Raw genomic sequence first — 13,222 nt, forward strand, 5'->3', positions numbered from 1 at the left:
CTACGCAGCCTCCACGATGGTGCCGATGCGACGGTAGATGAAGGGAACGTCCGCCGGTGTGCCCTCGGCAGCGCGGCGCGCCTCGTCGATGAGCGCGGCCATCCGCGCATGGATCGGCGATTTCACGCAGGCCGGGTCGGTCGCCGCGGCATCGCCGGCGATGGCCATCGCCTGGCAGCGGCAGCCGCCCCAGTCAATCTCGCGCCGTTCGCAGCTTCGGCAAGGCTCCTGCATCCAGTCCGTGCCGCGGAAGGCATTGAAAGCCGGCGAATCGTTCCAGATATCCGCTAGCGTGCGCTCGCCGAACTGCTCGAAGGTGAGCGACAGGATGGTTCGCGCTGCATGGCAGGGCAGGACCGCGCCGTCCGGCGCCACCATGAAGGCGTCGCGAGCCCAACCGCCCATGCAGGGCTTGGGATAGGTGGCGAAATAATCCGGCGTGACAAAATCGATGTTCATGACGCCGGTAAGCCGCTCGCGTGCCGCCTCGACGATTTCGGCCTGCCGGTCGACCGCATCGCGGTCCGGCATCAACGCATCGCGGTTGGTCAGCGCCCAGCCGGCATATTGCACGTTGGCGATTTCGAGCCGCTCCGCGCCGAGCGACAAAGCAAGTTCGATAAATTCCGGCACTTCCTCGATGTTGTGGCGGTGGATCGGAGCGTTGATGGTGAGCGGCAGGCCGGCCGCCCGCGCGCGGCGCGCCGTTTCCAGCTTCTTCTCATGGCTGCCGCGGTGGTTGCCGATCCGGTCGGTGGTCTCGGGCCGCGCTCCTTGGAAACTCAGTTGCAAATGGTCGAGTCCAGCCTCCGCGAAGGCCTCGATGCGGCCTTCCGCGATGCCGACGCCAGCGGTGATCAGATTGGTGTAGACGCCGCGCGCCGCAAGGCTCGCGATCAATTGTTCGAGATCGCGGCGCAAGGTCGGCTCGCCCCCTGAAAGATGCACCTGTAGCACGCCGAGATCGGCTGCTTGGTCGAACAGGTCGAGCCAGGTGCGCGTATCGAGTTCCCGGTTGGCCTTGAGCAGTTCAACCGGGTTGGAGCAGTACGGGCATTGCAGCGGACAGCGGTGGGTGATTTCCGCCAGCATGCCGATCGGGGGTAGTGACGCGCTCATAGTCGCACCAGCAGTTTGTCCGACCATTCCTGCAGGAAGTCGGTGATGTCGGCCTTCACGTCTTCCTCGGCAGCATCGTAGTCGGAAGCGAGGTCGGTGACGATCTCGTCCACCGTCGAGCGACCGTCGCAGTGGCGCAGGATGTCGAGGCTGATCTCGTTCGGCCAGAACACCTTTTCCGGCGAAAGCACTGCATAGGCCTGCCGCACGGGATCGAACTGAATGCGCACGTGTCTCGGCAAGAACGGCTTCGAATCCGCTGAAACCATTTCCTTTTTTTTAGGCACAGCCATCACACGACCTCCGGCCTGAAGGCCCCGGGCGGGATGTTGCGTTCCTCGCCGTAAGCGTGCTGAAGCGCGTCGAGCATGGCCCAGAGGATATCACATTTGAACACCAGCGCGTCGATCACCGATTGCTGACGCTCAGGCGTGTCGGCGTGCTTCAGGACGTAGGCGAGGGCGAAATCGGAATCGCGTGAGGCCTGCTCCGGTCGCCGAGTGAAATAAGCAAGGGTGTCTTCCGTGACATAGTCGTATCTGGCGAGCATGGCCGGCACGCGTTCGCCGATGATGATCGGTGAAAACAGTTCCGTGAGCGAGGAGGCGACCGCTTCGAGCAACGACCGGTTGGTGCAGAAGGACAGATAGGCGCCGACGGCGAAGCGCGTGGCCGGCAGCGCCAGTCGCTCGCTTTTCACCGCTTCGGCATCGAGGCCCAGCGAAGTAGATAGATGCAGCCAGCGCGCAATACCGCCGCTCCAGCCGTCCTCGCCGTCATGATCCTCGATGCGTTTGCGCCATTCGGCGCGGAAGGCCGGATCCTCGGCGCGGGCCAATATCATGGCGTCCTTGCGCGGGATGACTGCCTGATAGCAATAACGGTTCAGCGCCCAGGCCTGTAATTCGCCTTTCGACAGGTCGCCGCCGGTCATCCTGTGATGATAAGGGTGCCGGTTATGGTAGCGCTCGGCTCCCACCTGTCTCAGAACGGTCTCCAGTTCGGCCGTGGAAAGGCCATTTCGGGCCGCGTCATGGAAATCGCTCACAGTTCTATCTCCATTCCGTCGCGGCCGATCTCCCAGCCGGCGGCCGTTACCGCGGCGCGTTCGGATGAGTTTTCGTCGAGCACCGGATTAGTGTTGTTGATATGGACGAAGACGCGGCGGCCGATTGCAAGATCGGCCAGCCCCGCAATAGCGCCATTCTCGCCGGCCATCGATATATGCCCCATGCGTGCGCCGGTCTTTTGGCCAACGCCGGCCGAGATCATCTCGTCGTTGGTATAGAGCGTGCCGTCAAACAGAACGCAGGCCGCATGGGCCAGGCGCATCCGAAGGCCGGCGTCAATACGCGCGCAACCGGGGATGTAGAACGCCGCGTCCTTGTCCTGGCCATTCGCAATGCGTACACCGATCGTGTCGCCCTTGTCGGAGCTGAAATCCGCCTGAGGGTCGCTGGTACCTTCCAGATAGAGCGCCACCTTTCCAGGGACGGCGAAACTCTCCACTACGATCCCAGTCTCGCGACCTTCTCCGTCGCAGATAGCCGTTTCCTGATCGGGCGGCAGCACGCGCCGAGACACAATCGAAGGATCGAGTACATTGAAGATGGAATTGGCCTCCAGTACCCGGAGAACCTCTGTCGTCGAATAAATGGCGATTGGCTGGCGTTCGCGCAGACTGAGCAGCCCGGCCACGTGGTCGACATCGGCATTCGTAAGCACCACCGCCCGGATCGGCGTCGAGCGCAACGGTCCGTCCGCCGCCGGCTGCAGTTCCGGCGTCTGGGCGATCTGCTGGCGGATGTCGGGCGAGGCGTTAAAAAGCACCCATCCGTTGCCATCGGCGGATGCAGCAAGGCTCGACTGCGTCCGTGGCTGGATACCGGGTGTTCCAGCACGGGCTTCCCGGCTCAGCCGGTAATTGCAGTTCCATTGCGGAAAACCACCGCCGGCCGCCGATCCGATGATCTTCAAACGCATCGCAACGTCCGCTTGGCGTAGAGAAATCTGGCTGGCGCGGGCAGCATACAACCCCACCGCCACCGGCTTTGCCGGTGACTAAAGCACATCACCAGTCCTGTGCAGCAGGACGGTGCGCGTCCCCGTCGCCAGGGACGCGCACCACCGCGGCCTACCTCTTGGGAGTAACTTCGGCAGGCAGATACCGCGTGATCTCGAAACCGGCCGCCACCTGGCACATGGCCGGCTTCTTCCAGCTTTTCTTCATCACTCTTCTCCTCTTCTACCGACCCCCTAAGGGGTCAATTCCAGCACAGTTGACCATTGCCTGGCACCGTTACGCAATGGCTAGTCCATCATTCTAAATGGACAAACGAAGCATTCGGTTCTCAAAATTTGAAAAGAAAATCACTAATTCACCTGATCTTTCATTACGTATGGCTTGTTTTCCTCCAGCGGAAGTTTCGCTTCTTCCCAACCATCGGCGCCGAGCGGATACCAGACCACCGAACTGTAACCCCACTCGACGGCCCGCTTGGCGGCGTTCCACGACATCCAGCATCCCGTCATGCAGTAGAACAGGAGAGGCTGTGACTTGTCGTTGCCGGTGACCTTTTCAAGGGCATGCCGGAAATAAGCTTCCGTTTCACGCGAAAGTGCCCCGTAGCCGACATTGGCCAGCCACAAGCTTCCGGGAATGTCGTCGCGTACCTTGTCCCGCCATATCGTGCCGGCCGGCAGGTTGGCAGGCTTCGGCGTGTGCGGCATCACATCGAGGAACACAGCCTCCTTCTTGCGCCACAGTTCTTCGGCTTCCCCGGTCGAGACGACCCTTGCGCCGCGCAAAGAGTCTGGTACGGGCGCACGATACGCATCCATTCGGTAGCCGGAGGGCTCAGCGACGGTGCCGGCCAAGGCCGGTCCCGTCAAACCCAGAATGGTCGCTGCCAGCAGCAAGACTTTTCCCTTTTCTTTCATTTTCAGCCGTATCTCGCTTTGACCCGGCATGTTCCCGTCACGCTATTGCGTGATCGGATTGTCGTGTTCGTCTATCAGCGGCACATTGTAATCGAGCAGGATCTTGTTGATCTCCGCCTGATGCTCGCGGATCACCTTGTTGAGCGTGCGCTTCCACTCTTGATCCGAAGGGCGCACGCCCATGGTGATACGGTAGGCCATGCGCTGGCCGGTCTTTTCCTTGAGCAGCGGCACGACCGCGAGATCGGCGCCCGATTGCTTGACATAGTAACCAGCCATCGGCCCCCACAGCACTGCCGCATCGATCGTGCCCGCATTGAGGTCCTTGATCATCACCTCGCCCATAGAAGGCAGGAGCCGCGTGTCGATCATCAGCGGATAAATTTTCGCTGTACGCAGAAGCTGATTTGCAGCCATATTCGCGGTCGGCGGCGTATTCTGGACCACGCCGATTTTCTTGCCGGCCAGTTTCGGGTCCTCGATCGAGTCGACGCCGTCCAGGCCGCCGCCCTTCTTGTAGATCAGTACATAGCTCGATCGGTAATAGGCGTTGGTATTCTGCACGACCTCGTCGCCCTGCGCGTAGCCGATGATCACATCGCAGCGATGGGCGGTCAGCGTGTTTCGCACGAAGCCGATCACGGCCGGGAACCAGGTATAGGCGACAGACTTGCGGCCGGTGTTCTGCGCTACGAGTTCGGCAATCTTGTTCTCGAAACCCTGACCGCTCTTGTCCGAGAAGGGCATGTTCGACGGATCGGCGCAGACGCGCAATACGTCCGGATCCACAAGCTCGCCCGCAGCACCCAGCCCAGCGCCTTGCGCCGGGATGGACGCTGCCGCAAGCGCCAGAAGAGCCGCCGCGGCCAGCGATGCGATGCGCGAATTTGGGCGCGAATTTGGCGAGCGGGAACCCATCTCAGCTACCCATGCATTCCTTTTCGTGGTCTTTCGCCGCCTGGGGCTTATCCTCATGGTGCGGCGGGCGGCCGCGCGGCATGTCGCCGACGGCGCGGGCGCGCAGGTAGACGTAGAGCGCGTCCATGTAGCAATAGACGTTCTTGTTGTTGCCGAAGGCCGGCATGACCTTCTCCTTGCCGCCGCCGAGGTCCTTCTTTCCGCCGGCGACGATGCCGAGGAAATCGGCATAGGAGATATGTTTCATCGAGTCCTTCAGGGCCGGCGCATAGGTGGAGCCCATCGCGTCAGGGCCATGGCAGACATGGCAATCCGAGTGATAGCGGATGTAACCGGCATAGGTGTAGTAATCGACGGTGTCGCCATTGATCTTGAAGGTCGGATTGCCTTCGGCGTCTAGATACTGGCCACCTTCGTCCTTCACGGCCTTTGCCTTCTGCGCATCGTCGTCGGCATGGGCAACAACTGGGGCAACCATGGGGACAAGGGCTAGCGCGCACGCCAACAATACAGGTCTGAAGAACATTCACTGGCCTCGTATCTGGGACAATCGTTTCGTTGTGACGGCGCGGTGCCGAATGGAGGGGCCCACTATCGCGAGCGGCTTCCGTTTTCACCGCAAAATGGGACCGGAGGGCCGTTGCCCGAGCCTTCCGGTCACCACCTGTTTCATGCCCAATTCACGGGCATGTGCTTCCGCTTCCCATCATTCGGGAAGCTCGAAGACGGTCAGCTGGCCGCCCAGGTTCGTGTAGTCGGCGAGCGCCGCATACCCGCCGACGGCGCCGAGACCGGCCGTGCCGACGATGTTGCCCTTGGCGCTCTCATTGCCCTGGTCGACGGCCTTATGCCAGCCTTGCGCGTTGTCCGGATTAAGCAGTCCGGCCGCGAGGCCGATGCCGGCCCAGCCGCCGACGCCAGACAGGATGGCGATATACTGTTTGCCATCATGCTCGTAGGTCGTCACGTTGCCGATAATCCCCGACGGCGTCTTGAACTTGTAGAGTTCCTTGCCGGTCTTCATATCGACTGCCTTGATATAGCCTTCGAGCGTTCCGTAGAAGGCAACGCCGCCGGCCGTCGTGAGCACACCCGACCATACCGAGAACTGCTCCGGGTCCGACCATACGATCTTGCCCTTGGCGGCATCCCAGGCAATGAAATTGCCCATCGTGTCGCCGCCGGGCGCCGGATACATCGACACGGTCGCGCCGACATAAGGCTGACCTGCGGTGTAGCTCACCCGGTAGGGCTCGTAGTCCATGCAGACATGGTTGGTCGGGACGTAGAACAGGCCGGTATCGGGCGAATAGGCCGCCGGCTGCTGATCCTTGGTGCCGAGCGCCGCCGGGCAGATGCCCGTCGTGTTCGTGTCTTCACCATTGTGGCCGGTCGAGTATTTCGGATCGACGATCGGTCGGCCGTAGGTCTTGCTGTTTGGATCCATGTCGACCTTCGACGCCCAGTTCACCGCCGGATCGTATTTGGCGGCGACTAGGAGTTCGCCGGTCTTCCGGTCGAGCGTATAGGCGAAGCCGTTGCGGTCGAAGTGAACGAGAACATCATGCTTCTTGCCGTCTACTTCCATTCCGTCGACGAGGATCATCTCGTTGATGCCGTCATAGTCCCATTCATCGTGCGGCGTCATCTGATAGACCCATTTCGCCATGCCGGTATCGGCGTCACGGGCGAAGATGGTCATGGAGTATTTGTTGTCGCCGGGCCGCTGGACCGGGTTCCATGTCGACGGGTTGCCGGAGCCGTAATAGACGAGATTCAGCTTCGGATCGTAGGATATCCAGCCCCACGTACCGCCGCCGCCCGTCTTCCACTGCTCGCCTTCCCAGGTCTTCAGCGAGGAATCCTTGCCGACCGGCTTGCCGAGATCCATGGTCTTTTCCGGATCGACGAGGATATCGGAGTCCGGTCCCATGGAATAGGCGCGCCAGGCGCGCGAGCCGTCCTTGAGGTTATAGGCGGTCATCGAGGCGCGAACGCCGAACTCACCGCCGGATATGCCGACGAGCACCTTGTCATTGACGACCTGCGGCGCGGATGTGCCGCTCTCGCCCTTGCTGCCGTCGGTTTCGTCGCCGTTCTTGACCGACCAGACCACTTTTCCGGTCTTGGCGTCGAGCGCGACGAGCGTGGTGTCGGCCTGGTTGAGCAGGATCATGGCGGGACGGTCGCCATCGGCCGGCGCATAGGCAACGCCGCGGTTGACCGTGTCGCAGCACATGATCGGAATGACGTTGGGATCCTGCCTGGGTTCGTATTTCCAGAGGATCTTTCCGTCATTGTTGAGATCGAGTGCAAAGACCGTGTTCGGGAACGGCGCGTTGACATACATCACGTCGCCGATAACCAGAGGCCCGCCCTCATGACCGCGGAGCACGCCGGTCGAGAAGCTCCATGCGACCTTGAGGTTCTTCACATTGTCCGTATTGATCTTGTCGAGCTTGCTGTAGCGCTGGTTGAAATAATCGCCCGTAGGCATCACCCAGTCCTTGGCGTTCTGGGACATCTTGGCCAGTTCCTCATTGGCCGATGCCGCGAACACCACTCCGCCCGCAAGAAGAGCGGAGGTCGCCAGGATAGTGGTTGCTTTCGTAAGTACACGCATTCAAAAATCCTCCCGAGGTTCATGACGAGGAATCGACCAGTGAGCCCAACAAGGGCCTGCCCAAGCGATTCGCGCGGGGGAAGTATTTCCGGCAGCGTGTCACGACCTAAGCCAGCTGAGCAGAGGGCACCATTACTGCCCACCTCACTTGGCCTACGAAAGACTGTCGCCGCTCCCTAAGACGGTGACGCCCTTGAAGCCGGAAACAGGGAAAGGCTATGTCATTAAAAAGAGCTAAGCAAGCAAAAACCGGAAGTGGCTTTTGCGGCGCAATAAAATTGATGGTGCAATGCAACATTGATGTGGTTATTCTTATAATGGCATTATTTAAACTTCATAGTTTTGTATATTATAGAATCCGATATTAGAAAGTATGTTATATTCGTAACATATTCACTTACTTTTTGGAGAATATTTATTGGTTTCTGCTGCGGAGCTTTGCTTTCCGGAATCGGGCCGATTCGACGACTTCGGATAGTAGAAGGCGAATGAAATGAGCGGCGGGTCGGCCTTATCAAAAGGCGCATGTCATCCACTGTGCCGGCCAGGGAGCGCGTGAAAGCGGTCTTCCTCCTTTGGTCCTATATCATGGTCATGGGTGCTTGACTGGGTTTGCCACACGTCGCCAACTGGGCCGAAGCGACAATGCCGCGGGGCCGATCGCGTCCCGGGCCGACCGGAGGATCCCCTATGAAAAGATCGGTAGCCCTTTCGAGCCTGCCCCTTCTGCTCCTGGGTTTCACCAGCGCTGCCGGCGCCGTCAATCCGGCTGGCACCGCCGGTGACTATCCCACCACCGCGGTGGTAGACTACGTGCTCGGCTGCATGCGTGCGAATGGTCAGACCCGCCAATCGCTAGAGAGCTGCTCCTGCTCGATCGACGTCATCGCTTCGATCCTTCCCTACGACAGGTATGAGAGGGCGGAGACCTTCAAGAGCATGTCGCTGACGACAGGCGAGAATGCCGGACTGTTTCGAGAGAGCAAGCCCGCCAGGCAGTCGCGCACCGAACTGAAGCGCGCCCAGGCCGAGGCCGACGTCCGCTGTTTCTAGCGATTCCTGCGATTTACGATGCCAATGCATCGAGACGCGCGGACCAGTTGGCCGCGCGTCTCGGCGTTATCAGAGGCCCGCGGCCGTGATCGGCCAGTGGTCGTTGAACCTCTTGCCCTCGGTATCGACCGCCTCCACTCGGATATCGCCGCTGCCTTGCGGCTTGTAGTCGAAGCGGAAATTGGGGTCTTCCGAGATCGATATCCCGCCTTCCATCGACAGGATCGGGCGATCGGCTTGTGAGATCGTCAGTTTCTGGATGAAATGAGCGGGAATGAAATATTGGGTCAGCGGGTCACGCTGCAGGCCGGAATTGTTCGGGTGCCGGATCATCAACTGCAGCTCCGGCGCCTTGCCGTCGGCCGCCGCGAACTGGCGCAGCTTCATCTGGCCCATCGTCTTCTTCGCTTCGTCCATGTTCTTGACCGCCGGTGCCGAGCAGCCGCCCGAAGCCTTGACGAAGGTCTTGGTCATATAGAGCTTGCCATCCGGCGTCTCGGCGATGACGCGCAGGAAGGAGTAGTCGTTGACGCGCACGCGCGTGGAAAGATGCGTGACGCCGGCATCCTTGCCGATCGTGAAGGTCGCCGCCACCGGCGAGGGGTTCACGTCGATGATCAAGGTCAGCGACTTGATGCCGTCCGGCGCCTTTTTCGGGTCGATGCTGATATCGACGGGCACCAAAGCGGCATCCTGCGCCCGTTTCGGCGCCTCGATCCTTACGAGATCCGAATCGGCCTGGATCGCCCGGTCGCCGAACACGTCGCCCTTCAGGCCCTGCCATACCTGTTCCGAAGAGGCCGGCGTCTGCTGGGCATAGGCCGTACCGGGCAAAGCGATGAGCGCGCTGACGCTCAGAGCAAGTGTCGAAGAAATCAAAGCAGCGGGCAGGGCAGCCCGCAAGGTCCGGAAAGCGCCGATACGCATCTTGATGCCTCCACCGGAGTGAGAGAGGTGGTGCCCAGGCCGTAAGGAATTATAGGCCGTTGCCGGCATGTTGGCAAACATTCCGACCTCGCTCATTCCCATTCCAGTTCGGCATAGGCGGCGGTAGCGTTGCGGCCGTTATATTCGTCGAACAAGGCCCATTTGCCCGCCTCGCTCCGGCCCGCAGTCTTGACTGCCTCCGCAAGCGGTGTTCCGGCGGCGATCGCCTTGCGCAGGTCGCTTGCCAGGATTTCGAAATAGTGCCGTTCGGCGTCCAGCGCATCCGGCCACGCGGAAGGCACAGGGCCATGCCCTGGGACGACGCGTTCGGCTCCGATGGCGGCCAGCGCATCCATCTGGCGCAGCCAGCCGAGCAAAGAGCCGTCGAGTGTCGGCAAGTGCTTTACGAAGACGAGGTCGCCGGCAAAAAGGGTGCGTGTGGTGGCATCGTAGGCGGTCAGATCATTATCCGTATGGGCGGCCTCCCATGCCCTGAGTTCGAGCTTGCGCCCGCCAAGATCGAGTTCAAGCCGATCCCTCACCAGCACCGTCGGCGGCACGATCTCGATGCCCTGCATCAGCGCTTCGCCGATCTGCTCGCGATAGCTTTTCAGATAGAAGGCGCCGCGCGCTTCAAGAGCGCGTGGCAGGTTGCGGTGACCGACAATGGTTGCGCCAAGGTCGCGGAAGGCCGCGTTGCCGAAGATGTGGTCGGGGTGCATGTGGGTGTTGATGAGGTAGCGCACGGGTTTTGCCGTCACCTTCCCGATTGCCTCGATGAAGGCGTTCGCCTCGACAAGGCTGCCGCCGCTGTCAATGACGGCAGCGGCATCTTTTCCGACGACCACGGCCAGATTGGCGATGGCGCCCTCATTGGATGGCGTCTCCAGGTCGACCACACCTTGGAAGGCGAAAACGCCGTCGGCTATTTCCTTGAGGTCGAACCGGAATTGTCCCGTCGCCGCAAGAACGGCATGCCCGAGGCAACAGGGGAGGAGAGCCGTGCTCAAGCCGACACAGGTGAAACCGCCGACCAGCCTGCGCCGCAGCGGGTCGATCGGGCCAGGGGGGCGTTCTTTCAACACATGGTCAGACATGGCCAGGAAATTTCTGTCGGAATGATCGGAGGAGATCGCTCATCACCTGTGCGTTACGGTATTGCCGTGGCAGGCGCACGTCGAACAGGCCGAGCACGTGACCCGGCCTTGGCGAAAGCACGATGATACGGTCGGAGAGCATTAGCGCCTCATGCAGATTGTGCGTCACCATCAGCGCCGTTGTCGGGCGTGCCGACCAGACAGACAGGAGCAGATGGCGCAGGCGCTCGGCGGTCTGTTCGTCGAGCGACACGAAGGGTTCGTCGAGGAAAAGCACCGCCGGTTCGACGGCGAATGCCCTCGCGATCGCCACTCTGCGCGCCAGGCCAAGCGACAGTTCCGAGGGATAGAGCGATCGCATGCCGGCGAGACCGAGGCTGTCGAATAGCCAATCGAGATCCTTGTTCCTGAGATCGCCCGGCAGCGCCAACCTGACATTCTGTTCCACCGTGCGCCAGGGGAGCAGCGTCGGTTCCTGGAAGACGGCGGCGATGCGCTTCGTCTCGCCTTCAGGCGATTGGCCGCCCTCCGGTAATTGGAAAGTGCCGGTAAAGTCCCTGTCGAGCCCGAGCAGGATGCGCAGCGTCGTGGTCTTGCCGCAGCCGGAAGGTCCGAGCAGACAGGCGAATTCGCCCTGTCGGACGTCAAAGGAGAGATCGCTGAGCGCGGTGACGGGCACGCCCTGCGCAGACATGAAGGTCTTTTCGGCGATCCGGACCTCAAGCGAGGCGGCGGCGCCAACGGGTCGCATGTCGTTCAAGGGGCTGCACCAGGAGAAGTTCGATGACGAGCATCACCGCCACGAAGGCCAGCGTGTAGGCGAGGATGCCGGCGACGTCGAAGAGCTGGAAATAGAGGTAGATCTGGAAGCCGACGCCATTCGAGCGCCCAAGCAGTTCGACCACCAGCACGATCTTCCAGATCAGTGCGATGCCCGAGCGAGACGTCGCCGCGAGATAAGGCTGCAGTTGTGGTAGCACGATATGACGTATGCGGTCGAAAAGGCCGAAGCGGTAGACGGTCGCCATTTCGGCATAAGCGGGATCCAGCGCGCGGGCGCCCTCGCGCATCGTCACGATGACGTTGGGGATCTTGTTCATGGCCACGGCGCCGATCGCGGCCGCCTCGTTCAGGCCGAACCAGATATAGGCAAGCACGATGATCACGAGCGCCGGAATATTGAGGAACAGCACGACCCACGGGTTGAAAAAACGGTCGGCGCGGCGATGGAGGCCCAGGAAGACACCAAGGACGGAACCGATGGCCATGGCGATGATGTAGGCTGCGGCGACCCGACCGAGCGTCGCGCCGAGATGGTAGAAAAGATCGCCGTTCGCCGCTTCGTCGACCAGCACCCGCCACACGGCACCCGGCGTGGGAAAGGCCCGGCTTGGCCACGCACTTGCGGCGAGTGCCCACAAGAGACCCAGCCCAAGCAGCGAAGCCGCTACCGTCAGTGCCGGCGCGGTGCTGACTGCAAGACCAGGCTTGACGCCACTCTTGCCTTGAACGCCGCCATTTGCGCTTTGGCCGATCATTTGAGGATTTTCGGCCAGAATGTGCCGGGCGCCATCATGGGTGCTTTCCCGACCAGCTTCTCGCCGCCGATCCCGGCGAGCACTTGATAGAGTTTTGCCGCGTCTTCGGCATCCTCGGTCGCCGGTCGCGCGGGAATGCCCTCGCGGTAGCGGTCGCGCAGCTTTTCGAGTTCCTTGCCCTCGGCGCGCATGATCGGCGCCAGACGCAGCCATGCCTCGTCGGATTTCGCCAACAGCTTTTTCGCCTCGGCCGAAGCCTTGACGAAGCCCCTTGCGGCTTGCGGGTTCTCGTTCGCCCATTTTTCGTGGAAGACATAGCCGACCGCCGATACCGGGCCGGAAGCCCCCAGCGCCTTCTCCGCGTCCTCGACACTGATCAGACGGCGGAAGCCGTCAGCTTCGAGCCGGGCGCAGAAGTGCCAGTAGTTCAGCACCGCGTCGAGCTCACCCTGCCGGGCCTTTTCCGACAGGAGCGGCGGCGCGCCGTACACCACTTCGCTTTCCGCCGAAAGGTCGATGCCGTGGTCGCGCCTCGCCATCGCCTGCACCAGGAGCCAGCTCTTGTCGAGCGCGCCGCCGGCGACGCCCAGCTTCCTGTCCTTGAGGTCCCCGATCGTGTGGATCGGAGAGCCCTGTTTGACCATGATCGCGCCAACGGCGGTCGAATAGGGAACGAGCGTGAGATCGCCGCCCTCTGACCGCTGGCGCGAGACCCACAGCCAGTCGGTCACGATGATGTCCAGCGCCCCGGCGAGCAGGCCGACATTGGTCGCCTCCTCGCCGGCGAAATAGCCGACGTCGAGGTCGATGCCGTTGGCCGTATCAAAATTATTGTGCCGGATCGTGTCGATCTCCCAGCTCACCGTGCCGAATTTCAGGATGCCGATGCGCACTTTCGGCGCGGCAAGCGCGCTACGCCCTGCAATCGCGGCGCTTGTGGCAAGCGCCAGCAAGAACATGCCACGCCGCGAAATCAGCATCGCCGTCTCGTTCCGGGGCCGGGTAGC

At 61.5% G+C, this 13,222-nt stretch carries 15 protein-coding genes; 1 reads left to right on the forward strand and 14 read right to left on the reverse strand.

What is annotated here, in order from left to right; all coding sequences use genetic code 11:
- The 9 genes from pqqE to RBH77_RS12310 form a co-directional block, all read right to left on the reverse strand.
- Positions 1–1,119 (reverse strand): pyrroloquinoline quinone biosynthesis protein PqqE, encoded by a 1,119-nt coding sequence (pqqE, locus tag RBH77_RS12270; protein ID WP_311027873.1) that lies wholly within the window; start codon positions 1,117–1,119, stop codon positions 1–3.
- Positions 1,116–1,412, reverse strand: a complete 297-nt coding sequence (pqqD, locus tag RBH77_RS12275) for a pyrroloquinoline quinone biosynthesis peptide chaperone PqqD (RefSeq protein WP_311027874.1) — start codon at positions 1,410–1,412, stop codon at positions 1,116–1,118. The genes pqqE and pqqD overlap by 4 nt, the downstream gene beginning before the upstream one ends.
- Entirely contained in the window at positions 1,412–2,167 is a 756-nt protein-coding gene (gene pqqC / locus RBH77_RS12280) for a pyrroloquinoline-quinone synthase PqqC (RefSeq protein WP_311027875.1), read from the reverse strand. The genes pqqD and pqqC overlap by 1 nt, the downstream gene beginning before the upstream one ends.
- Complete coding sequence (gene pqqB, locus RBH77_RS12285) at positions 2,164–3,102, reverse strand: pyrroloquinoline quinone biosynthesis protein PqqB (protein ID WP_311027876.1); 939 nt, start codon at positions 3,100–3,102, stop codon at positions 2,164–2,166. Before pqqB ends, pqqC begins: the two co-directional genes overlap by 4 nt.
- A gap of 151 nt (positions 3,103–3,253) precedes the next feature.
- Positions 3,254–3,349, reverse strand: coding sequence for a pyrroloquinoline quinone precursor peptide PqqA (locus tag RBH77_RS12290; protein ID WP_311027877.1), 96 nt, complete (start codon positions 3,347–3,349; stop codon positions 3,254–3,256).
- 143 nt (positions 3,350–3,492) lie between these two features.
- Positions 3,493–4,059 (reverse strand): PQQ-dependent catabolism-associated CXXCW motif protein, encoded by a 567-nt coding sequence (locus RBH77_RS12295; RefSeq protein WP_311027878.1) that lies wholly within the window; start codon positions 4,057–4,059, stop codon positions 3,493–3,495.
- Positions 4,060–4,101: 42 nt separating this feature from the next.
- Entirely contained in the window at positions 4,102–4,977 is an 876-nt protein-coding gene (locus RBH77_RS12300) for a substrate-binding domain-containing protein (protein ID WP_311027879.1), read from the reverse strand.
- Between the two features lies 1 nt (position 4,978).
- Positions 4,979–5,503, reverse strand: coding sequence for a c-type cytochrome, methanol metabolism-related (locus tag RBH77_RS12305; RefSeq protein WP_311027880.1), 525 nt, complete (start codon positions 5,501–5,503; stop codon positions 4,979–4,981).
- A 180-nt stretch (positions 5,504–5,683) separates the two neighbouring features.
- Positions 5,684–7,600, reverse strand: a complete 1,917-nt coding sequence (locus RBH77_RS12310; RefSeq protein ID WP_371832771.1) for a methanol/ethanol family PQQ-dependent dehydrogenase — start codon at positions 7,598–7,600, stop codon at positions 5,684–5,686.
- Positions 7,601–8,290: 690 nt separating this feature from the next.
- Here RBH77_RS12310 and RBH77_RS12315 point away from each other — a divergent pair.
- Positions 8,291–8,653: a hypothetical protein gene (locus RBH77_RS12315; RefSeq protein ID WP_311027881.1), complete on the forward strand. Its 363-nt coding sequence runs from the start codon at positions 8,291–8,293 to the stop codon at positions 8,651–8,653.
- A gap of 69 nt (positions 8,654–8,722) precedes the next feature.
- Here RBH77_RS12315 and RBH77_RS12320 read toward each other — a convergent pair whose 3' ends face one another.
- The 5 genes from RBH77_RS12320 to RBH77_RS12340 form a co-directional block, all read right to left on the reverse strand.
- Positions 8,723–9,580 (reverse strand): quinoprotein dehydrogenase-associated SoxYZ-like carrier, encoded by an 858-nt coding sequence (locus RBH77_RS12320; RefSeq protein ID WP_311027882.1) that lies wholly within the window; start codon positions 9,578–9,580, stop codon positions 8,723–8,725.
- Between the two features lie 92 nt (positions 9,581–9,672).
- A complete protein-coding gene (locus RBH77_RS12325; protein ID WP_311027883.1) occupies positions 9,673–10,677 on the reverse strand; it encodes a quinoprotein relay system zinc metallohydrolase 2 in 1,005 nt (334 codons plus the stop codon).
- Entirely contained in the window at positions 10,670–11,428 is a 759-nt protein-coding gene (locus RBH77_RS12330; RefSeq protein WP_311032522.1) for an ABC transporter ATP-binding protein, read from the reverse strand. Before RBH77_RS12330 ends, RBH77_RS12325 begins: the two co-directional genes overlap by 8 nt.
- Positions 11,397–12,215 (reverse strand): ABC transporter permease, encoded by an 819-nt coding sequence (locus RBH77_RS12335; RefSeq protein ID WP_311027884.1) that lies wholly within the window; start codon positions 12,213–12,215, stop codon positions 11,397–11,399. The genes RBH77_RS12330 and RBH77_RS12335 overlap by 32 nt, the downstream gene beginning before the upstream one ends.
- Entirely contained in the window at positions 12,212–13,195 is a 984-nt protein-coding gene (locus RBH77_RS12340; RefSeq protein WP_311027885.1) for an ABC transporter substrate-binding protein, read from the reverse strand. The genes RBH77_RS12335 and RBH77_RS12340 overlap by 4 nt, the downstream gene beginning before the upstream one ends.
- Positions 13,196–13,222: the final 27 nt, after the last annotated feature.

Origin of the sequence: Mesorhizobium koreense (assembly GCF_031656215.1) — a bacterium.
Taxonomy (GTDB): domain Bacteria; phylum Pseudomonadota; class Alphaproteobacteria; order Rhizobiales; family Rhizobiaceae; genus Mesorhizobium_L; species Mesorhizobium_L koreense.

Bases quoted from the DNA above. Each gene is read 5' to 3' on its own strand.
- RBH77_RS12300 (WP_311027879.1), bottom strand. From the start codon at position 4,977: ATGGGTTCCCGCTCGCCAAATTCGCGCCCAAATTCGCGCATCGCATCG.
- RBH77_RS12325 (WP_311027883.1), bottom strand. From the start codon at position 10,677: ATGTCTGACCATGTGTTGAAAGAACGCCCCCCTGGCCCGATCGACCCG.
- RBH77_RS12335 (WP_311027884.1), bottom strand. From the start codon at position 12,215: ATGATCGGCCAAAGCGCAAATGGCGGCGTTCAAGGCAAGAGTGGCGTC.
- pqqD (WP_311027874.1), bottom strand. From the start codon at position 1,412: ATGGCTGTGCCTAAAAAAAAGGAAATGGTTTCAGCGGATTCGAAGCCG.
- pqqB (WP_311027876.1), bottom strand. From the start codon at position 3,102: ATGCGTTTGAAGATCATCGGATCGGCGGCCGGCGGTGGTTTTCCGCAA.
- RBH77_RS12305 (WP_311027880.1), bottom strand. From the start codon at position 5,503: ATGTTCTTCAGACCTGTATTGTTGGCGTGCGCGCTAGCCCTTGTCCCC.
- RBH77_RS12310 (WP_371832771.1), bottom strand. From the start codon at position 7,600: ATGCGTGTACTTACGAAAGCAACCACTATCCTGGCGACCTCCGCTCTT.
- pqqE (WP_311027873.1), bottom strand. From the start codon at position 1,119: ATGAGCGCGTCACTACCCCCGATCGGCATGCTGGCGGAAATCACCCAC.
- RBH77_RS12295 (WP_311027878.1), bottom strand. From the start codon at position 4,059: ATGAAAGAAAAGGGAAAAGTCTTGCTGCTGGCAGCGACCATTCTGGGT.
- RBH77_RS12330 (WP_311032522.1), bottom strand. From the start codon at position 11,428: ATGCGACCCGTTGGCGCCGCCGCCTCGCTTGAGGTCCGGATCGCCGAA.
- RBH77_RS12290 (WP_311027877.1), bottom strand. From the start codon at position 3,349: ATGAAGAAAAGCTGGAAGAAGCCGGCCATGTGCCAGGTGGCGGCCGGT.
- RBH77_RS12340 (WP_311027885.1), bottom strand. From the start codon at position 13,195: ATGCTGATTTCGCGGCGTGGCATGTTCTTGCTGGCGCTTGCCACAAGC.
- RBH77_RS12315 (WP_311027881.1), top strand. From the start codon at position 8,291: ATGAAAAGATCGGTAGCCCTTTCGAGCCTGCCCCTTCTGCTCCTGGGT.
- RBH77_RS12320 (WP_311027882.1), bottom strand. From the start codon at position 9,580: ATGCGTATCGGCGCTTTCCGGACCTTGCGGGCTGCCCTGCCCGCTGCT.